The 21,548-nt window shown below is 72.4% G+C and carries 9 protein-coding genes; 6 read left to right on the top strand and 3 right to left on the bottom strand.

Annotated elements, in window-relative coordinates:
* Window positions 1–19: 19 nt before the first annotated feature.
* The gene (locus ElP_RS02105; protein ID WP_145266807.1) at window positions 20–910 is read right to left on the bottom strand and encodes a hypothetical protein; all 891 of its coding nucleotides are present in this window, start codon (window positions 908–910) and stop codon (window positions 20–22) included.
* Between the two features lie 325 nt (window positions 911–1,235).
* On the opposite strand from ElP_RS02105, the gene ElP_RS02100 reads away from it, so the two are divergent.
* The 6 genes from ElP_RS02100 to ElP_RS02075 all read left to right on the top strand — a co-directional run bounded on the left by ElP_RS02100 (window position 1,236) and on the right by ElP_RS02075 (window position 16,492).
* Complete coding sequence (locus ElP_RS02100; protein ID WP_145266805.1) at window positions 1,236–3,557, top strand: DUF1592 domain-containing protein; 2,322 nt, start codon at window positions 1,236–1,238, stop codon at window positions 3,555–3,557.
* A gap of 76 nt (window positions 3,558–3,633) precedes the next feature.
* Complete coding sequence (locus tag ElP_RS02095; protein ID WP_145266803.1) at window positions 3,634–4,983, top strand: DUF1552 domain-containing protein; 1,350 nt, start codon at window positions 3,634–3,636, stop codon at window positions 4,981–4,983.
* A 205-nt stretch (window positions 4,984–5,188) separates the two neighbouring features.
* Window positions 5,189–5,479, top strand: coding sequence for a hypothetical protein (locus ElP_RS02090; protein WP_145266801.1), 291 nt, complete (start codon window positions 5,189–5,191; stop codon window positions 5,477–5,479).
* 59 nt (window positions 5,480–5,538) lie between these two features.
* Window positions 5,539–7,707, top strand: a complete 2,169-nt coding sequence (locus tag ElP_RS02085) for a HEAT repeat domain-containing protein (protein WP_145266799.1) — start codon at window positions 5,539–5,541, stop codon at window positions 7,705–7,707.
* 68 nt (window positions 7,708–7,775) lie between these two features.
* Window positions 7,776–12,125, top strand: a complete 4,350-nt coding sequence (locus ElP_RS02080) for a PVC-type heme-binding CxxCH protein (protein ID WP_145266797.1) — start codon at window positions 7,776–7,778, stop codon at window positions 12,123–12,125.
* 167 nt (window positions 12,126–12,292) lie between these two features.
* The gene (locus ElP_RS02075; RefSeq protein ID WP_145266795.1) at window positions 12,293–16,492 is read left to right on the top strand and encodes a DUF885 family protein; all 4,200 of its coding nucleotides are present in this window, start codon (window positions 12,293–12,295) and stop codon (window positions 16,490–16,492) included.
* 347 nt (window positions 16,493–16,839) lie between these two features.
* Here ElP_RS02075 and ElP_RS02070 read toward each other — a convergent pair whose 3' ends face one another.
* Entirely contained in the window at window positions 16,840–18,198 is a 1,359-nt protein-coding gene (locus ElP_RS02070) for a DUF1501 domain-containing protein (protein WP_145266794.1), read from the bottom strand.
* A gap of 931 nt (window positions 18,199–19,129) precedes the next feature.
* Window positions 19,130–21,475, bottom strand: a complete 2,346-nt coding sequence (locus ElP_RS02065; protein WP_145266792.1) for a protein kinase domain-containing protein — start codon at window positions 21,473–21,475, stop codon at window positions 19,130–19,132.
* Window positions 21,476–21,548 lie beyond the last annotated feature (73 nt).

The following is a 21,548-nucleotide window of genomic DNA, read 5'->3' as shown; positions in this document are numbered from 1 at the left end:
ATCCCGGGCCGTCGGCCCGCTACTGGGCCGCGACCCCGGCGGTCGAGGTGACCGGCGGGGTCGAGTCTCCCCCCGCCAGGCCCGAAGGGCGCGACCATCGGGCCATGCCGTCGATGGTCCGCTCGACGATCGGGCTTGCCAGGGCGTCGGACCCGGTCGTCAGCGAGAGCCACTGGAGGGCGTTCACGTCCTCTCGCCTCGGCCAGCTATTGAGCGCGTAGCCGACCACCCCCGGCGCGGCCAGCCAGGCGCCCACGTTGAAGGCGCTCCGGGCGCCGTCCCGGGGATTCAAGGCCCCCGTCTCCTCCGACAAGAGGTACCAGCAGGCGACCCGGTAGCCGTCGATCGTGCCCAGGTCCATCAGCACCGCTTCCTGCTGGACCCGGGCGATCCCCGGGATCTGGATCCGCTGGGAGAAGCGGACCGAGTCCTCCTCGGGACGCCCCGGATCCGGGCGGGAACGGCTGGAGAGGACGTTGGCGATCCGCCCCTCGTAGCCGTCGACGTCCATCACCCGGGCGATCAACTCGTCCGGGTCGAGGCCCGGGACCGACTTGACCCCCATCGCCGCCCGGGTCGGCCGCCCCGGGTGGCCCCAGTGGGAGAAGCGGAAGCCCTCGACGCCGGTTCCGGCCTCGGGAGCGTGATCCAGCACCCGGTCGAGGAACTCCCGGACCTCCGGGGGGACCTCGTCCCGCGGGTCTGCCCCGGTCTCCTCCCCGGCGTCGTCCCCCAGGACGGGGCGGAAGGCCTTCCGGACCTGAACGACCTCGTCTCCCTCTGGGTTTGCCCCGGCCGGCCCCGGCTCCGGCCCGGGACGGGGCACCAGGGCCCAGCAGGCCGCGGCCAGCACGGCCGCCGTCAGGGAGAACCCGAGGACCATCCGGGACGGGGAGCGGGGGGTCGACACGAGGATTCGGTGCCCTTCGCCTCCCGCCGGATGCTCCCTCCGGGGCGGATCGACGATCGGAGTCGTGCCTGCACGGCCGTGTGAGACGAGATCGGGTCCGGGTCCGCAGGGGACAATTACTGTGACTATTGTAGCAGATGACGGGCCGGAGGCGCCCGAAACGTCGCCGAAAGGAGTGAAGAAGGGCCGGGGCGCGCCACGACCCCCGCATCGCCCCCTCCTCCCCGCCGACGGGGCTCGACACCCGTCGCTCGGGATGACACATTGGAAGGGTGACGATCCGCCCCGGGCTCAGACCATCCACCGGTTCGAGGACCATCCGACCATGCACTCCCGCCTCGGGAATCGACGGCTCGCCCGGCTCGCGGCGATCGCCCTGCTGCTCGCCACCGCCACCGGCTCGCCCGCACTCGGCGCGGGCGGGGAAGACGCGTTCCGGGCCGACATCATCCCGATGCTGGAGCAATACTGCATCGACTGCCATGCCGAGGCCTACGCCGAGGGCGAGGTCGTCCTCGACCGCTACGCCGACCGGGAGGCCGCCGTCGAGGACGCCGAGACCTGGCTCCGCGTGCTCGACGCCGTCGAGGGCCGCCTCATGCCCCCGGCCGACATGCCCCAGCCGATGGTCGAAGAGCTGGAGGCCATCGTCTCCTGGATCGAGCAGGACGTGATCGCCTCCCGGCTCGGGTCGGCCGCGCCCCCGCCGGTCGTCCTCCGCAGGCTCAATCGCCAGGAATACGACAACACGATCCGGGACCTGATCGGCCTCGACCTCGGCCTCTCGGCCTCCTTCCCCCCGGACGAGATCGGCTTCGGCTTCGACAACGTCGGCTCGGCCCTGAACGTCTCGCCGATCCACGTCGAGAAGTACCTCGACGCCGCCGAGCGGGCCCTCGACGCGGCGATCGTCGCCCCGAGCGTCGAGGGGCTCGCCCCCGCCGAGCTGATCGGCCTGCGGACCTACCCGCTGCCCCTCGACGGCGCAGTCGAGTTCGAGCACGCCCTCGAGCCCGGCCGGTACCTGGCCGACTTCAGCCTGGTCCGGGTCCGGGTCGCCGAGTCGGTGCCCCCCCCCCGGCTCGTGATCGGCTTCGGCTCCGACCGCAGGGCCGTCGAAGCCGCCCAGGTCCAGGACGAGACCGTGGTCTACCGCTACTGGCTCGACGTCGCCGAGGCTGACGACACGGTCCACGTCTCCGTCGCCCCGGGCCAGTCGGAGGCCCAGGTGTTCGGCACCCAGGCCATCACCGCCCTCGACGGCGGCGACCAGCGCTACGGAGACGACCGAGGCCTCCACGTCGACTCGATGGTCGTCCGGGGCCCCGCCCCCGACGGAGCAGGGGGGCGGCCCGAGTCCCACCGCCGGATCCTGTTCCTCGACCCCGAGCCCGGCGACGAGGGCCGCATCGAGGCCGCCCGACAGGTCATCGAACGCTTCGCGACCCGGGCCTTCCGCCGGCCGTGCCGGCCCGACGAAGTCGAGGGCATCCTCGACATCTTCCGGCTCGCCCACGACCGCGGCGAGAGCTTCGAGCGCTCCGTCCAGGTCGCCCTCTCCAGCGTGCTCGTCTCCCCCCGGTTCCTCTACCTGGTGGAGCCCGACGAGGCCGAGGGCGACCGCCCCCTCGACGACTTCGAGCTGGCCAGCCGCCTCTCGTACTTCCTCTGGAGCAGCATGCCCGACGACGAGCTGTCCCGCCTGGCCCGGGACGGCACCCTCCGCGCCGACCTCCGAAGCCAGGTCGACCGGATGCTCGACGACCCCCGGGCCGACGCCTTCGTCTCCAACTTCGTCGGCCAGTGGCTCCAGCTCCGACAGCTCGACGGCGTCGCCCGGGACGAGTCCCTCTTCCCCGGCTTCGACGACGAGCTGCGCGACGCCATGCGTCGCGAAACCGAGCTGTTCTTCGCCGACCTGCTCCGAGACAACCGGAGCGTCCTGGAGCTGCTCGACTCCGACCACACTTTCGTCAACGAGGCCCTCGCCCGGCACTACGGCATCGACGGCGTCTCGGGGGGCGAGTTCCGCCGCGTCTCCCTCGAAGGCCGACCCCGGGGGGGGGTGCTCACCCAGGCGAGCGTCCTGACCCTCACCTCGAACCCCAACCGGACCTCCCCCGTGAAGCGGGGCCAGTGGATCCTCCAGCAGATCCTCGGCACCCCTCCTCCTCCTCCCCCGCCCGACGTCCCCGAGCTGGACGAGGGCGGCGGGACCGCGGAGGCCTCCTCGCTCCGCGAACGCCTCGAACTGCACCGGGCCAACCCCGAGTGCGCCTCCTGCCACAGCCAGATGGACCCGCTCGGCTTCGCCCTGGAGAACTTCGACGCGATCGGCCGCTGGCGAGACGTCGACGGCGACTCCCCGATCGACGCCTCCGGCGAGCTGGCCGGCGGGCTCGCCTTCGACGACGCCGAGGGCCTCCGGCGGATCCTGGTCGAGTCCTCGGCCAAGAAGTTCTCCCGGACCCTGGTCGAGCACCTGATGACCTACGCCCTCGGCCGGGGGCTCGTGCCCGACGACTACCCGACCGTCGAGGCCATCCGGGGACGCCTGGTCGAGGACGACTACCGGATCCGATCGATCCTCTACGGGGTCGTCGAGAGCGACCGATTCCAGCGCCGGGGCGCCGCCGAAGGCCCCTGACCACCCTCCCTGGTCGATCGAGGTCCATTCCTCTAAATCAATCAATCGCAAACCGAATTTGATCAAGGAGAATGACATGGGGAATCGGATCGACCGGCGGGCCGTGCTCCGGGGCATGGGGGCGGCCCTGGCGCTGCCCTGGATGGAGAGCCTCTCCCCGGTCGCCCGGGCGGCCGACGCCGCCTCGGCCTCCGCCGCCGGGCCCCCGGTCCGGATGTGCTACTGGTACGTCCCCAACGGTGTCCACCTGCCGAGCTGGTTCCCCGACCGCGACGGACCGCTCATCGACCTGCCCGAGACGCTCCGGCCGCTCTCCTTCGCCCGGGACCACCTGAACTGCTACCACGGCCTGATCCACAACACCGCGCTGGTCAACGGCGACGACGAGGGCTGCGGCCACGGCCAGGGGGCCGCCAGCTTCCTGACCGGAGCCCAGGCCTACCGCTCCCAGGACGACGTCCGCGTCGGCGTCTCGGCCGATCAGCTCTACGCCCGGCACGTCGGCCGCGAGACCCGCCTGCCCAGCCTGGAACTCGGCTGCGAGTCGGCCCGCTCCGGCAACGCCTTCGGCTACAGCGGCACCTACAAGACGCACATCTCCTGGCGGACGGCCACCTCGCCGGCCCCCTACGAGATGAACCCCAAGCTCGTCTTCGACCGCCTCTTCACCGACGGCGCGGCCGACCTCGCCCGCTCCACCGTCGCCGACCGCGACTTCTACCGCCGCTCCATCCTCGACTACGCCCTGGATGACGCCCGCCGCGTCCGCGACCGCATCTCCTCGGCCGACCGCCTCAAGCTGGACCAGTACCTCACCGGCGTCCGCGAGGTCGAGCGCCGCATCCAGGACGCCGCACCGCCCCCCGAGCTGACCGGCACCGGCTTCGACCGGCCCGAGGGGATCCCCGAGGACTTCGACCAGCACCTCCGCCTGATGTGCGACCTCATGGTCCTGGCCTTCCAGACCGACAGCACCCGGGCCGCCAGCTTCATGGTCACCAAGGAGGCCACCGACCGCAACTACCCCTGGCTCGGCTTCACCGACGGCCACCACGAGCTCTCCCACCACGGCGGCGAGGAGGAGAAGCACCGCAAGCTCCGCGAGATCGACCGCTACCATGTCTCGATCCTTGCCTACATGGTCGAGAAGATGATGACCGTCGAGGAGGCCGACGGTTCGACCCTGCTGGATAACGCGGTGATCCTCTACGGCAGCGGCATCAGCGACGGCGACCGCCACGATCACGTCAACCTCCCGGTCGTCACTGTCGGCTCCGCCGGCGGCAGGCTGCGGACCGGCCGCCACCTGGCCTACCGCGAGGAGACCCCCATGGCCAACCTGCTGCTGACCATGCTCCAGCAGGCCGGAGTCCCCGTCGACCGCTTCGGCGACAGCACCGAGCCGCTCCCCGGCCTGGCGGTCTGATCCCGAATCGCCGGGATCGCCGATCCTTCGGGTGGCCGGGGTCCGCGAAGCAGCCCCCAGTCGAGAGCCGCCCTCCCGGATGTCCCGCACGCCCCGAGACGCGAGCCTCGCCCCGCCGCTTCCCTCCAACGGGAGCAGGCGGGGCGTCCGCACCATTCGAGGCGATCATCCCACGGCACGCGGCGCCTCCACGCGGACCAGCCCGATGAGACGAGCCATCCCCCTCGCGGTCGTCGCCGCGGCCCTGGTCGCGGCCTGGTTCTCCTCCGGCCTCGCCCAGGGTGGTGCCCCCCAGGCTTCGGACGAGGTCGTGCCCAGCTGGGAATATCGCGTCCTGATCCTCTCCGACGTGGTCGACGCCCAGCAGGCCTTGCGGCAGGAAGGCGGCCAGACGGCCACCGCGTTCGAATCACGGTTCGACGAGCTGGGCCGGGACGACTGGGAATCTTGCGGCGACCTGCCCGGCGTGGCAATCTTCAAGCAACCCGGTCGCTGAACCGACTCACATCCGACCCGAGCGTCTTCCTCGCATTCGCATCTTGGCGGAGTCTGGCCGTGCCAATCCCCGAACTGTTCCGGGTGCTCCTCGTGCTCTCCCACTGGATGCTGCCCTCCTCGACTGGCACGGACCAGGAGCCACCGGAAACAGTCCGGGCGGCCGAGCTGATGGCGGATCTGCGACGCCCGGACGGCCCGGTCGACCTCCGCCGGGACGCCGCGAAGGCCCTCTTCGCCTCCGACCGGGAGACCCAGGTCGCCGCGCTGCCCGCCCTCATCGAATCGCTGAGGGACGAGGAGGACGGCCAAGTCCGCCTCATCGTGCTCGACATCGTCACCGCCCTCGGCCCGAACGCCGAGCCGGCCATCCCCGCCCTCGTCCACACCCTGCAATCCGACTACGGCGGCCGTCGCCGGGAGGAGACGCACCAGGACTACCGGTCCGCCCTGGCGCTGGCCGCCATCGGCGCCCCCGCGGTCGAGGCGCTCCGGGGGCTGCTGGGAGAGGACCGGGAGAACGTCCGGGCCGAGGCCGCGATGGCCCTCGGCCGGATCGGACCCGACGCCTCGCCGGCCGTCCCGGACCTGATCCCCCTGCTCGGCGACGAGCGCGACCGGATCGCCCGGGAGGCCGCGACGGCCCTCGGCCGGATCGGCCCCGACGCCGTCGGCCCGCTGATCGAGGCCGCGACCGAGGGGAACGACGACGCCCGCCCCCTGGCCGTCGAGGCGCTGGGGCGGGTCGAGGATCCGGACGACCGGGTCCGATTGGCGATCCTCGACCACCTCGACGACCCCTCGCCCGGCGTCCGGGCGGCAGCGGGTGCCGCCCTCGGCCGGCTCGACCTGCCGGAGGAACAGCTCCGAGCCCTGCTCGACACGCTCCTCCGGGATCCCGGCGAGGGGATTCGACTCGAGGCGGCGGGCGTGCTCGCCGACCGGCCGGGCCTGATCCCGGACCTGGTCCCGACGCTGACCTCGATGCTGGGTTCCGGGGACGAGGAGGCGGCCCGGGTCGCCTCGTACCTGCTCACCTCCCTCGGGCCCGAGGCGACCCCGGTCCTGGTCGACGCCCTCCGGGTCGCCGACAGCCCCGTCGGCCCGATCGCCGACGCCCTTGCCGAGGTCGGCCGGTCGGCCCCCGGGACGCTCGCCCGGGCGATCGAGGACCCCGATCCCCGGGTCCGTCGAGGGGCAGCCCTCGCCCTCGGCCGGATGCGCCCCGCCTCGCCGGAGGCCGTCCCCCTGCTGCTCTCGTCGCTCCGGGACGGGGATCCCGACGTCCGCGTCGACGTGCTCGCCGCCCTCGTCGACCTCGGCCCCCGGGCCCGATCCGCCGTCCCGGCCGTCCGGGAGGCGCTCGGCGACGAGTCGGCCGGGATCCGCCTCTGGGCCCTCGAGTTCCTCGTCCGGTCCGCCCCCCGGGACGATCGCCTCCTGGCCGACCTCTCCGCCCTGATCGACGACGACGACCCCCGCGTCCAACGTCCCGCACTCGATGCGCTTCGCGCCCTCGGGCCGGCCGGGAGGTCCGCGCTACCCGCCGCCATCGGGGCCTTGCAGGCTTCGGATCCGTCGGTCCGGCTCGCCGCCGCCGAGCTGATCTCCAGCCACGGCGGCGCCGCCTCCGAGGCCGTGCCCGCGCTCGCCTCGATGCTCTCCGATCCTTCCCCGGGCCTCCGGGCCACGGCCGCCCGGACCCTCTCGGAGCTGGGCCGCGCCGCCCGGCCCGCCTTCGATCGCCTCTCCCCGCTCCTGGACGACGAGGACCCCGGGGTCCGCCAGGCCGCCGCCCTGGCCGTCGGGGCCTCGGCCCCCGACGCCTCCGCCGCCCGACCTCCCCTCTCGAAGGCCCTCGGCGACGACGACGAGGAGGTCCGCTCCTCGGCCCGACGCGCCATCCAGCGGCTCGGCCCCGACGCGGCCATCTTCGTCCCGGACCTGATCGCCTCCGCGTCCCGGGAGGAGGACCGCCGATCGGTCGAGCGATCGCTCCGCAGGTTCGAGCGGACCGGCCCGGACCCCGGGTCGGTCCCCGAGCTGATCGACCTGCTGGGGCACGAGCAGGAGGCCGTCCGGCTGCTGGCCGCCCGGTTCATCCCCCTCGCCGGCCCGTCGGCCCGGGATGCGATCCCCGCCCTGGATGGCCTCCGGGACGACCCGAGCGAGGAGGTCCGCGCCCAGGCCGAGGCCGCCCTGGCGCAAATCGAGGGCGATCTCGATTAGAATGGGTCGATCCGCCCCGAGCCACCTCGCGCACCTCTCGACTTCCGACTCCGGAGGAACCATCCGAGATGCTCCGCCATTTCCTGATCGCCTCGGCACTCGTCCTGCCGCCCCGGGCCCTCCCGGCGGCCGATGCGGGGGCGGCCCCCGGTGGACCGCTCACGGTCCTCTTCCTCGGCGACCGGGGCCACCACCGCCCCGCCGAGCGCGCCGCCCAGCTCATCCCCGTCATGGCCGGCCGGGGGATCGACGTGACCTACACCGAGGACCTCGACTCGGCCCTCGACCCCGACACGCTCGGCAATTATGACGCGCTCATCATCTACGCGAACATCGAGGCGATCGAGCCCGCGCAGGAGGAGGCGCTGCTCGACTACGTCTCCTCGGGCGGCGGCTTCGTGCCGATCCACTGCGCCTCGTTCTGCTTCCTGAACTCGCCGAGGTACGTCGAGCTGGTGGGCGCCCAGTTCCTCCGGCACGGCACCGGCGAGTTCGACACGGAGATCGTCGACCCGAGCCACCCCGTCATGACGGGCTTCGAGCCCTTCCGGACCTGGGACGAGACCTACGTCCACGCCAAGCACAACGACGACAAGCACCTGCTCCAGGTCCGGCCCGACGCCGAGGGCCGGGAGCCCTGGACCTGGGTCCGCTCCCACGGCGAGGGCCGCGTCTTCTACACCGCCTACGGCCACGACCACCGGACCTGGACCGAGCCCGGCTTCCAGGACCTGATCGAGCGCGGGCTGCGATGGGCCTCCGGCGAGGGGGAGGTGTTCGACAGCCGCCCCCGGGTGGCCGAGGGGCTCGCCCCCCTCTCCTACGTCGAGTCCGGCGACCCCATCCCCAACTACCTGCCCGGCGAGCGCTGGGGCACCCAGGGCGAGCCGATCTCCCGGATGCAACAGCCGCTGGGGCCCGAGGAATCGATCAGGCACCTCGTGGTGCCCGGCGGCTTCCACCCCGAGCTGGTCGCCGCCGAGCCCGAGATCTCCAAGCCGCTCTGCATGGCCTGGGACCACCGGGGCCGCCTCTGGATCGCCGAGAGCGTCGACTACCCCAACGTCAAGAACGCCGACAACGCCGGCCGGGATCGCATCACCATCTGCGAGGACACCGACGGCGACGGCCGCGCCGACGAGTTCACCGTCTTCGCCGAAGGACTGAACATCCCCACGAGCCTCGCCTTCGCCAACGGCGGCGTGGTCGTCCTCCAGGCCCCCGACACCCTCTTCCTCAAGGACACCGACGGCGACGACAGGGCCGACACCCGGGAGGTCCTCTTCACCGGCTGGGGCACCGACGACACGCACGCCGGCCCGAGCAACCTCCGTAACGGGCTGGACGGCTGGCTCTACGGGATCGTCGGCTACTCCGCCTTCCGGGGCGAGGTCGGCGGCGAGCGGCACCGCTTCGGCCAGGGCTTCTTCCGCTTCCGCCCCGACGGGTCGAAGCTGGAATTCCTCCGATCGACGAACAACAACTCCTGGGGCGTCGGCTTCAGCGAGGAGGGCTTCCTCTTCGGCTCGACCGCCAACGGCTGCCCGAGCGTGTACCTGCCGATCCCGAACCGCTACTACGAGGCGGTCCGGGGCTGGTCGCCGACCGTCCTGGAGAACATCGCCGACTCCAACCGCTTCTTCCCCGTCACCGACCAGGTCCGCCAGGTCGACTGGCACGGCGGCTTCACCGCCGCCGCCGGGCATGCCCTCTACACGGCCAGGACCTATCCGGACCACTACTGGAACTCGACCGCCTTCGTCGCCGAGCCGACCGGCCACCTCGCCGCCACCTTCACCCTGGAGCCCAGGGGCACCGACTTCGCCTCGCACTACGGCTGGAACCTGCTCGCCAGCGACGACGAGTGGACCGCCCCCATCACGGCCGAGGTCGGCCCCGACGGGCACGTCTGGGTCATCGACTGGTACAACTACATCGTCCAGCACAACCCCACGCCCCAGGGCTTCGAGACGGGCGGGGGGAATGCCTACGAGACCCCGCTCCGGGACAAGACCCACGGCCGCATCTACCGGGTCGTCTACGACGGCGCCCCGCCGGCCGAGCCGATGGAACTCGACCCGGAGGACCCCGAGGGCCTCGTCTCGGCGCTGGCCCACGACAACATGTTCTGGCGCCTGCACGCCCAGCGCCTCCTCGTCGAGCGGGGCGATCGTGACGTGGTCCCCGCGCTCGTCGGCCTGGCCGGCGACCGCTCGGTCGACGCCATCGGCCTGAACCCGGGGGCGATCCACGCCCTTTGGGCCCTCCACGGCCTGGGGGCCCTCGACGGCTCGGTCCCCGAGGCGACGGCCGCCGCCGTCTCGGCGCTCGGGCACCCGTCGGCCGGGGTCCGCCTGAACGCCGCCAGGGTCCTGCCGGAAGACGCCGACGAGTCGACCGGGGCGATCCTCGAGGCCTCCCTGCTGACCGACGAGGATCCCCAGGTCCGCCTCTCGGCCTTGCTCGCCCTCTCGGGGCGGCCCGAGTCGCCCGAGGCCGCCGGGGCGATCGTCGACGCGATGGCCTCCGGCTCCTTCGACGGCGACCGCTGGCTCGGCCACGCGGCCACCGCCGCCGCCGCCGGGCACGCCGGCCCGTTCCTGGAGGCGATCGCCTCCCGGGCCTTCGACGGCCCCCCGGCCCCGATCGTCGCCGAGGTCACCGACCGCGTCGCCGAGCACTTCGCCCGGGGCGCCCCGGCCGACCGGGTCGGCACCCTGCTGGCGAGGCTGGACGGAGCCTCCCCGGACGTCGCCCGGGCCGTCATCTCCGGCCTGGCCCGGGGCTGGCCGGAAGACCGACCCGCCGAGCTGGGCGGGGATGCCGTCGAGTCCCTCGGCGCACTGATCGCCGACCTGCCGCCGGACTCCAGGGGCCAGCTCGTCGGCCTGGTCAATCGCTGGGGCATCCCCGGCTTCGAGCAGTACACGGCCCAGGTCGCCGACACCCTGCTCGACGCCGCCTCCGACCCGGCCCGCCCCGAGGAGGCCCGCCTCGACGCCGCTCGACAGCTCGTCATCTTCAAGGGGGACGACCCCGAGGCCGCCGAGGATCTCCTGTCCCTGATCACGCCACAGACGCCCCCGACCCTCGCCGCCGGCCTCGTCTCGGCCCTCTCCCGGAGCGAGGCCCCCGAGGTCGGATCGGTGATCGTCGACGCGTATGCGACCCTCACCCCGGGCGTCCAGGACGAGGCCCGCCGCGTCCTGCTCGGCCGCGCCGACTGGGCGACGGCCCTGCTCGACGGCATCGAAACCGGCGCCATCCCCATCGGCCAGCTCGCGCTCGACCAGAAGCGGTCCCTGTCCGACCATCCCGACCCGGCCGTCGCCGACCGGGCGAAGACCCTGATGGCCGCCGGCGGCGGCCTGCCGAATCCCGACCGCCAGCGCGTCATCGACCAGCTCGCCCCGGTCATCCTCGCCGGCGGCGACCCGGCCGCGGGCAAGGCGGTGTACGAGCAGCTCTGCTCGAAGTGCCACGTGCACTCGGGGGAGGGGGGCAAGGTCGGCCCCGACCTCACCGGCATGGCCGCACATCCCGCCGAGGAGCTGCTCATCCACATCCTCGACCCTAGCCGGAGCGTCGAGGGCAACTATGTCCAGTACACCGTCGCCACGATCGACGGCCGGATCCTCAGCGGCCTGCTCGCCTCGGAGACGAGGACCTCGCTGGAGCTGATCGACGTCGAGGGCAAGTCGCAGACGATCCTCCGGGACGACGTCGACGAGTTCATCGCCTCGCAGAAGTCGCTCATGCCCGAGGGCTTCGAGGCCCAGGCGACCCCCGAGCAGCTCGCCGACCTGATGGCCTTCCTCACCCGGCCGGGCAAGTACCTGCCGCTCGACCTCCGCAAGGCCGCCAGCGTCGTCACCACCCGGGGCATGTTCTACGACGAGGATTCCCGGGCCGAGCGGATCGTCTTCGACGACTGGTCGACCAAGACCTTCGAGGGCATCCCCTTCCAGCTCGTCGACCCCCGGGACGGTCAGGTCCCGAACGCGATCCTGCTGCACGCCCCGCAGGGCCGGATCCCGCCGGAGATGCCCCGGTCCGTCTCGTTGCCGGTCAACGCGCCGGCCTCCCGGATCCACCTGCTCGGCGGCGTCGGCGGGTGGGCCTTCCCGTACAGCGCGGAGGAGTCGGTCTCGATGATCGTCCGCCTCCACTACGCCGACGGGTCGACCGAGGACCACCCGCTGCGCAACGGCGTCCACATCGCCGACTACGCCCGACGAGCCGACGTCCCCGGCTCCGCCCTCGCCTTCGAGCCCCGGGGCAGGCAGCTCCGCTACCTCGCCATCGAGCCGGGGAACCCCACCGCGCGGATCGACACGATCGAACTGCTCAAGGGCGAGGATGACACGGCCCCGCTCGTCATGGCCCTGACCGTCGAGGTCGGCCAGTCGTCCGAGTGATTCGCCCTCCCACCCCATCGGCCCGGGGCGTGATCCCGCCGGATCACGCCCCGGGCCTCCACCATCTCACCCCCTCTCCACCTCCGCCCCGATCCCGCCCGATCCCGCCCGGCCGGCGACGACGTCGACCGGGGTCTCGCTCCCCGCATCCGAATCCGGAGCCCCCCATGCCGAAGCCGAGCCCCGTCCGCCAGGCCTGGCGGCGTCCGATGCTGGCGATCCTCCTCGCCGCAATCGCCCCGACGAGCCGGGCCGACGGTCCCCTCGGATCCTCCTCGGCCCCCCGGCAGCTCGCTCCCGATGCCGCCGACCGGGACGCGACGTATGCCCTCCCGGCGGAAGATCCCTGGTCCCCGGTCCCGCCGCAACGCCGGGAGGATCGCGATCGGCTGGTGTTCAAGGACCGGATCGAGCCGCACTGGATCGACGGCGGCGACCGGGTTTGGTATCGCAACGACCTGCCTGGCGGCTCGAAGGAGTTCATCCTCGTCGATGCGACGGCGGGCACCCGGGGCCCCGCCTTCGACCACGACCGGCTCGCCGACGCCCTCTCCGACGCCAGCGGGTCGGCGCACCTCGCCGAACGACTCCCCTTCGAAACGCTCGATTTTCTCGGGGAATCGAACGCAATCCGATTCCAGGTCGACGAGCAGTGGTGGTCCTGCGACCTCGAATCCTACGAGTGCAGCCAGGTCGACGACGACGCCGTCGGGCCAGGCCGCGGCGAGGATCGGGACCAGCACGAGCCGCGGCGATCACGGGGGGGCCGCCGGGGGGGCGACCTCCCCGAGGAGGCCGAGTCGCCCGACGAGACCCGGGTCGCCTTCGTCGAAGACCATAACGTCTTCGTCCGCCTCGGGGGCGACGGGGAGCCGATCCAACTGAGCACCGACGGCGAGGAGGGGAACTCCTACGGCCGCCTCTCCTGGTCGCCCGACTCCAAGACCCTGGCCGCGTTCCGGATCGAGCCGGGAGACCGCGAGGAGGTCCACCTGATCCAGTCCTCCCCGCCCGAGGGCGGCCGGGCCCAGCTCACCTCCCGGCCCTACGACCTGCCCGGCGACAAACTCACGACCTTCGAATTGAGCCTGTTCGACATCGAGGCGTGTGAGCAGATCAAGCCCGAGGTCGAACGCCTCGACTACGGCTGGCCCCGCCTCCGCTGGTCGGAGGACGGCCGACGCCTCTCCTATGAGAAGGTGGACCGGGGCCACCAGCGATTCCGCCTCATCGAGGTCGACGCCCGGTCGGGCGAGGCCCGCGCCCTCATCGACGAGCGGGCCGAAACCTTCATCTGGACCGCCCACGCCGAGGCCCTCGACCTCAGGCCCGTCACCTATCTCGACCAGTCGAATGAACTCATCTACGCCACCGAACGCAGCGGCTGGCGGCACCTGGAGCTGATCGACGCCGAGACCGGCGCGGTCAGGAACCCGATCACCTCGGGGGAATTCGTCGTCCGCGGCATCGACCACGTCGACGAGGACGCCCGCCAGGTCTGGTTCCACGCGGGCGGAATGAACGAGGGGCAGGACCCCTACTTCCTGCACCACTACCGGGTGAACTTCGACGGCACCGGGCTCGTCGCCCTCACCGAGGGGGACGGCAACCACTCGGTCCAGTTCTCGCCCGACCGCCGGTTCCTGATCGACACGTACAGCCGGGTCGACATGGCCCCGGTCCACGAGCTGCGCCGGACCTGCGACGGCTCGCTCGTCCTCCGGTTGGAAGAGGCCGACGCCTCGGCCCTGCTGGAATCCGGCTGGGAGGCCCCGGAGGTCTTCGTCGCCAGGGGCCGCGACGGCAAGACGGACATCTGGGGCATCATCTGCCGCCCGAAGGTCTTCGACCCCGATCGATCGTACCCAGTCATCGAACACGTCTACGCGGGCCCGCAAGGGGCCTTCGTCCCGAAGTCGTTCAGCGAGCACCGGCGATTCTCGCCGCTCACGGACCTCGGCTTCGTCGTCGTCCAGATCGACGGCATGGGGACCGCGCACCGCTCGAAGGCCTTCCACGACGTCTGCTGGCAGGACCTGAAGGACGGCGGCTTCCCCGATCGGATCGCCTGGCACCGGGCCGCCGCCGAGAAGTTTCCCTGGTACGACCTCGGCCGGGTCGGCATCTACGGCGGCTCGGCCGGCGGCCAGAACGCGACGGCCGCGCTGCTCTTCCACCCGGAGTTCTACAAGGTCGGCGTCTCGGGGAGCGGCTGCCACGACAATCGGATGGACAAGGCCTCGTGGAATGAGCAGTGGATGGGATACCCGGTCGGCTCCCAGTACGCCGAGTCGTCCAACATCGACCACGCCCACCGGCTCCGGGGCAAGCTGCTGCTGATCGTCGGCGAGCTGGACTCGAACGTCCCCCCCGAGTCGACCCTCCGCCTCGCCGACGCCCTGATCCGGGCCGACAAGGACTTCGACTACCTCGTCGTCCCCAACGCCGGGCACGGCATGGGGGGCCGCTATGGCCAGCGCCGGCTCGAAGACTTCTTCGTCCGCCACCTCCTCGGCGTCGAGCCCCCCGACCGCAACGCCGAGCCCCCGGGCGACTCCGCCGTCGCACGCGCCTCGTCGGTCGATTCGCCCCGGCCGTTGGAGGCCGACGCAGACGCCGACCCCGCGCCCGTCGACCTCGACGAGCTGGTCGACGACCCCAGCCCCCTCCGCGCCCCCATCGAGCGCTACGTCGACGACCTCGGAAGCCTCCGACGCTCCGCCCCCCCCGACGAGTCTCCCGAACGAGACGCGCTCCTGCGACGCTTCCACGAAGGCTGGCGATCCCGCCTCGGCTCGCTCGACTTCGAGGCCCTCGGCCCCGACGGCCAGATCGACTACCTCCTGTTCCGGAATCACCTCGACCACCAGCTCCGGGATCTCGGACGCCGCTCCCGGGAGCGCGAGCAGGCCGAGCCCCTCGTCCCCTTCGGCCGGACGATCCTCGACCTGGAGGCCTCTCGCCGGGAGCTGGAACCGATGGACTGGGCCAAGGTCGCCGGTCGCGTCGACCGGCTCGCCGAGGAGGTCGACGACGCGCTGCGGGCCCTGGAGGATCGATCCTCGGAGGAGGACCTCGTCGAGCCCCCCGTCGCCGAGCGGGCCGCGGGGACGGCCCAGGATCTCCGCCGCACGTTCCGCGGCTGGTTCGAGTTCTACGACGGCTACGACCCGGTCTTCTCCTGGTGGATGCGACAACCCTACGGCGTCGCCGACGAGGCGCTCGAACGATACGAGGAGGAGATCCGGACACGGCTCGGGGCCCCGGACCGCAACGCCCGGGGAGGGCAATCACGCCGGGCCGAGCAGGACGACGAGGGCGACCCCGACGGCGAGATCGTCGGCACGCCCATCGGCCGGGACGCCCTGCTCGCCGAGCTTGAACACGAGATGATCTCCTATTCCCCCGAGGAGCTGATCGACCTGGCCGAGGAGGAGCTGGCCTGGTGCGAGGCGCAGATGGGAATCGCCGCAACGGACCTCGGCTTCGGGGACGACTGGCGGGCCGCCCTGGAGCACGTCAAGCGGCTCCACGTCCCCCCCGGGGACCAGCCCCGTCTCATCCGGGACCTCGCCCTGGGGGCAATCGCCTACCTCGACGAGCACGACCTCGTCACCATCCCGCCGCTCGCCCGGGACTCCTGGCGGATGGAGATGATGTCCCCCGAGCGCCAGCTCGTGAACCCGTTCTTCCTCGGCGGCGAGGCGATCATCGTCTCGTATCCGACGGATTCGATGGCGCACGACGCGAAGCTCATGAGCATGCGCGGCAATAATGAGCACTTCGCCCGCGCCACGGTCCACCACGAGGTGATCCCCGGCCACCACCTCCAGGGGTTCATGACCGCCCGGTACAACTCCCATCGCCGCCCCTTCTCCACCCCGTTCTGGGGGGAGGGCTGGGCCCTCTACTGGGAGCTGTTGCTCTGGGATCGCGGCTTCGCCCGGTCGGCCGAGGACCGCGTCGGCATGCTCTTCTGGCGGATGCACCGCTGCGCCCGGATCATCTTCTCGCTCAAGTTCCACCTCGGCGAGCTGACCCCCCAGGAGTGCATCGACCTGCTCGTCGACCGCGTCGGCCACGAGCCGGCCAACGCCGAGGCCGAGGTCCGACGCTCGGTCGCCACCAACTACGGCCCCCTCTACCAGGCCGCCTACCTCCTAGGCGGCCTCCAGCTCCGCGCCCTGCACCGGGAGCTGGTCGAGTCCGGCACCATGACCGATCGCGCCTTCCACGACGCCGTCCTGAGGCAGAACAGCATCCCGATCGAGCTGCTCCGGGCCCGGCTCACCGGCCAGGACCTCTCGCCCGACTTCGAGCCCGACTGGCGGTTCTACGACGGCCCGCCCGAGGACGACGACCGCTAACGGGTCCATCCACCTCGTCGGTTGACGGATCGACTCCGTCCCCCTCTCCCCGCGACGGGGAGAGGGCCGGGGTGACGGGCCTCCGTGGATTCGCCACTCCTCGCGAGTCGTCGGGGCCCCCCTCACCCGGGCTGCGCCCACTCTCTCCCCCGAGGACGGAGGCGAGGGTTGAATCCCGTCCCCCTCTCCCCGCGAGCGGGGAGAGGGCCGGGGTGAGGGATCCCGGCGGTCGGACTCCAGCCCTGTGAATCGTCCGAGCCCCCCTCGCCAGGGCTTCGCCCGCCCTCTCCGCCCTTCGCAGGGGAGCGGGTCGGAGACGACCGCTCTGCACGCGCCTGCCGGCTCGGCTAGCAAAGCTCCCGGATCGGCTCCCCGTGGGGGAGGATCGGCAACGGCCTCCCGGTGCGGTCCACGAACTCCGAGCGGGGGTCGATCCCCAGGTGCCGGTAGATCGTCGCCAGCAGGTCCTGGGGGGTCAGCGGCCGATCCTCCGGGTATTCCCCCCTCCGGTTCGTCGACCCGACCACCTGGCCCGTCCGCAGCCCCCCCCCGCTGAGCAGGGCCGTCATGGCGTCCGGCCAGTGGTCGCGGCCGATCAGCCCGTCGGCCCGGACCAGCCGGGGGGTCCGGCCGAACTCCCCCGCGGCCACGATCATCACCTTGCGGTCCAGGCCCCGCGCGTATACGTCCTCGATCAGCGCCGAGAGGGCCTGGTCCATGAACGGGGCGCGATACCTCATCGCGTCGGCCAGGTCCCACCGTGTCTGCACGTTGATGTGGTCGTCCCAGCTGAAGTACCGGTCGGAGAGCGTCGGGGCCAGGGCGTCGATGGTGATGACCGTCGAGCCCGACTCGGCCAGCCGACGGGCCAGCAGGCAGGCCTGCCCCCAGAGGTGCCGCCCGTAGCGGTCTCGGAGGCGGTCGTCCTCCCGGGAGAGGTCGAAGGCCGAGGCCACCGTCGGGTTGGTCAGCATCTGGAACGCGGAGTCGTGGAAGGGGGAGGCGACCTCGTCGGCCCCGGCCTCCAGGCCCCTCCTCATCCGGTCGAACTGCGACTTCAGGGACTTTCGGTCCTCCAGGCGGCTGCCGTCCAGCCCCCCGGCCAGCGTCAGGGCAGGGGGGCGGAAGTCCTCGGCCGACGGGTCCCCCGTGCCGAACGCCCCATGCGACACCCCGAGGTACGTCGGTCGGGTCATGAACGGCTGCCGGGGGATCCCCACGTATCGGGGCATGCCGTCGGGCCGATGCCCACGCACCCGGCTGGCCACCATGCCGAAGTCGGGGTGCTCCGAGAGGGCGGTCGAGGTCGGGTCGGGCCGGGTCGGGGTTTTCCCGGTGAGCAGCTCGATCGAGCCGTCGTTGTGGGCCGACATCGAATGGTGCAGCGACCGCACCAGCGCGATCCTGTCCCCCAGCCTCGCCTGCCTCGGGAAGAGCTCGCAGAGGTCCATCCCCGGCACGTCGGTCGGGATCGGCCGGAACGGCCCCCGGATCTCCAGAGGGGCATCCGGCTTGGGGTCCCACGTCTCGAACTGGCTCGGGCCTCCCCACATCCAGAAGAGGATGACCGAAGTGTCCGGGTCGCCCCCCCCCGATCCCGCCCGGGCGGCGAGCAGGTCGGACAGGCCCAGCCCCCCCAGGGCCAGCGTGCCGAGCCTCAGGAATTCGCGTCGCCGGATCGGGCCGGGGCAGGGCGGTGCGGGCATCTCGGGCCTCCGTCCGGGGATCCCGGAATTGTTTGACACTTGCGAATCATACCCCCTCGCCGGTCGGCCGGGCAACCGCCCGAGCGATCGCCGACCCCGGCCCGAGTCCCCCCGCCTGTCGCCGGCGATGGGGTCTTGCGCCGGACCGGCCTCCCTGCACGACAGATCCGACGGCCAACCCGCGGCCAACCCGAGGCCCGGGAGCCACCTCCCGACCGATTGCGTGGGTCGTGCTCCTCCGGGAAATCTCCCTCGATCGACCGTCCGAGTGACTACCGGAGGGCGAATTCTCGATGATATTAGGACAAGGGGTGGGCCCTCCTCACCCACCCGACCGCCGATCGTCGCCCCGACCAGGCCCCGGAGCCGGGCCTCCCGCGTCGCCCCGGCATGCTCCTTGGCAACCCGAACCCGTCGATGGATGACCCCGATCTCCTCCGGTCGGCCCGCCCTCCCGATCCCGATCGACTTCCCGCCGCTCGCTTCGTTCTGCCTCCACCTTCCCCGAACGGAGCCACGCCAACCTCCCGCAAAACGAACCCAACTCGTCCCGGCGAAGTTCACGCGAAACGAACCCATCTGCCTCCGCAACGCCGCGCGGAGCGAAGCCAATCCCATTCACCGAACCCATGGCGAATCAACGAATTGAGGCGAATCAACCGAGGCGCACCGAGGCGCACCGAGCCCGTCCCGGACCCTCTCCCGGCCACGGGCACATGCGCAGAAACGAACCCAAGCCCGGCGCAGAAACGAACCCGACCTCCTGCCGGGTCGGGCCGATCACCCCCGGCGGCGCGTCGCGCGGAACGAACCCATTTCGACACCACCAACTCCGACGCAACCCCTGAATTGAAAAGCAGATCGACCAATCCAACCCGGCGCACCGGGAGGCGCACCGACCCCGGACACGGCGGAGAGGTGGCCGGAGGGCTCAACGGCCGCCAAACATCTGCTGGATCAGGTTGTCGTATCCCTGCTGGTTCCTCTGCCCCTGGATGAGCCCATGCTGGAGGGCCTGCTGGGCCCCGGCGCCGAGCTGCATCTTCTTGAGTTGGGCCCAGTAGTCGCGGAGCCGCTGCCGCATCCGGGTCTTGGCCCGGCCCGAGGCGACCTCGCCGATCCTCCCCTCCCACTCCGAGGCGGGGGAGGACCCCTGGAGGCGTCGGGAACGATCGAGCAGGACCACGTCGACCGAGTCCCTCAGCGCGATCGAATTGGTGTTATTCAGGTCGCCGAAGTAATAGAGGGATTCGAAGCTGCCGAAACTCGCGACCGTGAGCTGGACGATCGAGGCCACCCACCGGCCCCGTCCCGCCTCCCGGACCTCGAACCTGGGGATGCACGCGGCGGGGGTCCGTCCCGAACCGGCCAGCTCCCGGGCCAGCGCGTCGGCCAGCCCGGGGTCGAGCACGAAGTCGGGGCCCGGCCCGCCCTCGGGACCTCCCCCCCGGGAACAGATCTCGCCGCCGGGCTGGGCGACCAGGTAGGTCGCATACTCCCCGTCGGGGCGGCGGCGGACCGTCGGGCCGATCTGGAAGTAACCGCTCGGGATGACCGAGAGGCCGTCGAACGACTCGGGGACGTCGAGGAGCCGTCCGATCGGCACGTCCCGGACGACCCCGGGGGCCGGCGGAGGCCCCGGCTCGGTCCCCGGGTCCGGGGCCCCGACGGGCTCCGGGGACGGTTCCCCGGCCGGGGGCTCGGCCAACTCCGGCGGTGGAGGAGGGGGGAACGGCTCCGGATCCGGAAGGGGCTCCGGTTCCGATCCGGCCGGTCCCGGCTCCGGTCCCGACCCGGCCCGCTCCTGCGCCGGGGAGCCCGACGGGATAGGCCGGGCCTCCACGGTCGGGAGAAGGGCGAGGGGGGGCACCGGATTCGGATCCGGGACCGGGTCCGGGACCCCGGGGAGGACGGAGGCCCGGCCGCCCGGGTCGTCCTCGGCGAGGCCGGGCCCCGGTCGCAGGACGAGGGCCCCGGCGGCGAGGGCGACGCAGGCCGAGGCGACGAGCGCCCCGATGAGCACCCGAGCCCGCCCTCCCGGACGGCCCGGGGGCCCGGGGGGGGCGGGGACCTCCAGGTCGATCTCGCCGGCCCCGTCCCGGTCGCCGACCGGGAAGCCGGCGGTTGGGGCCGCCGCCGGCGAGGAGCCCGCGATACCCTCCGGGCGGGTCCACCGGGCCGAGGCGGGGCTGATCTCGATCGTGTCGCCCCGGGGGGGACCGGGGTGGGCGGCCGGCCCGTCGCCCCCCCCGCCGAGCACGTAGGAGTGGCGGCAGGAGGGGCAACGCACCTTCCGGCCGATCGCCTCCGACGGGGCGGCCAGGCGACGGCCGCACGAGGGGCAGGAGACCTTCAGCGGCCCCCGACCGGCCGGGGCCGGCCGGACCGAGTCGGCCGGGGGGACGAGGCCCAGGGAAGCCCGGACGACCCGGGCGAACTCGGAACAGGTCGGGAATCGATCCGAAGGGTCCTTGGCCATCGCCCGGTGGACGGCCTCGCAGGTCGAGGCGGGCAGGTCCGGGCGGGCGCCGTGGAGGGGAGGCGGCTGATGGGTGGTCTGCTGGACGAGGACGGCGGTCGCCGCCTCGGCCTCGAACGGCCGACGGCCGGCGAGGGCCTCGTACACGGTGATCCCCAGGGCATACTGGTCGATCCGGCCGTCGATCGGCTCCCCCATGATCAGCTCGGGGGCCATGTAATGGGGCGTCCCGAGCACCATGCCGGTGCCGGTCAGCCCGGCCCCGCCCCCGGGGGAGACGGACTCGGCCGCCTTGATCACCCCGAAGTCGCCGAGGTAGGGATACCCCCGGGCGTCGAACAGGATGTTCGCCGGCTTCACGTCTCGGTGGATGTACCCCAGGGCGTGGACGTGGTCGATCGCCTCGGCGACCGGCCCCATCCAGGAGGCGACCCCGCCGGCCGGCTGCGGCAGCCGACGGCCGTCCGGCCCGCCCCGGCATCGCCCGTCGAGGCTCCCGCCGGCGAGGTACTGCATCACCGCGAAGGTGAGGTCGCCGTGCGAGCCGACGTCGGTGATCCGGACGACGTGCGGGTGGACCAGCGCGACCAGCGCCCGGATCTCGTCTCGGAACCGCCGGACGAACTCCGGGTCGTCCTGCATCGCCCGGTGCGGCACCTTGATGACCACGTCGGCCTGGAGGTTCGCGTCCCGGGCGCGATAGACCTGGCCCATGCCCCCCTCGCCGAGCAGGCCGAGGACCTCGTACCGACCGCCCGAGAGCGTCAGGCCGACCAGGCCGCCGGGAGCCGCAGGCATCGTCACACTCCGCCACAAGCGGTCGACGGCCCGGGCCGGGCCCGCCGCGAACCATCGCCCGGATCCGTCCAAC

This window comes from Tautonia plasticadhaerens, from assembly GCF_007752535.1.
In the GTDB taxonomy this organism is placed as follows: Bacteria; Planctomycetota; Planctomycetia; order Isosphaerales; family Isosphaeraceae; genus Tautonia; species Tautonia plasticadhaerens.
The sequence above is the reverse complement of the archived record's forward strand: the minus strand, read 5'-3'. Positions and strand labels throughout refer to the sequence as shown.

Coding starts and splice junctions, on each gene's coding strand:
- ElP_RS02070 (WP_145266794.1), bottom strand. CDS start 18,198: ATGCCCGCACCGCCCTGCCCCGGCCCGATCCGGCGACGCGAATTCCTG.
- ElP_RS02095 (WP_145266803.1), top strand. CDS start 3,634: ATGGGGAATCGGATCGACCGGCGGGCCGTGCTCCGGGGCATGGGGGCG.
- ElP_RS02080 (WP_145266797.1), top strand. CDS start 7,776: ATGCTCCGCCATTTCCTGATCGCCTCGGCACTCGTCCTGCCGCCCCGG.
- ElP_RS02100 (WP_145266805.1), top strand. CDS start 1,236: ATGCACTCCCGCCTCGGGAATCGACGGCTCGCCCGGCTCGCGGCGATC.
- ElP_RS02090 (WP_145266801.1), top strand. CDS start 5,189: ATGAGACGAGCCATCCCCCTCGCGGTCGTCGCCGCGGCCCTGGTCGCG.
- ElP_RS02065 (WP_145266792.1), bottom strand. CDS start 21,475: ATGCCTGCGGCTCCCGGCGGCCTGGTCGGCCTGACGCTCTCGGGCGGT.
- ElP_RS02075 (WP_145266795.1), top strand. CDS start 12,293: ATGCCGAAGCCGAGCCCCGTCCGCCAGGCCTGGCGGCGTCCGATGCTG.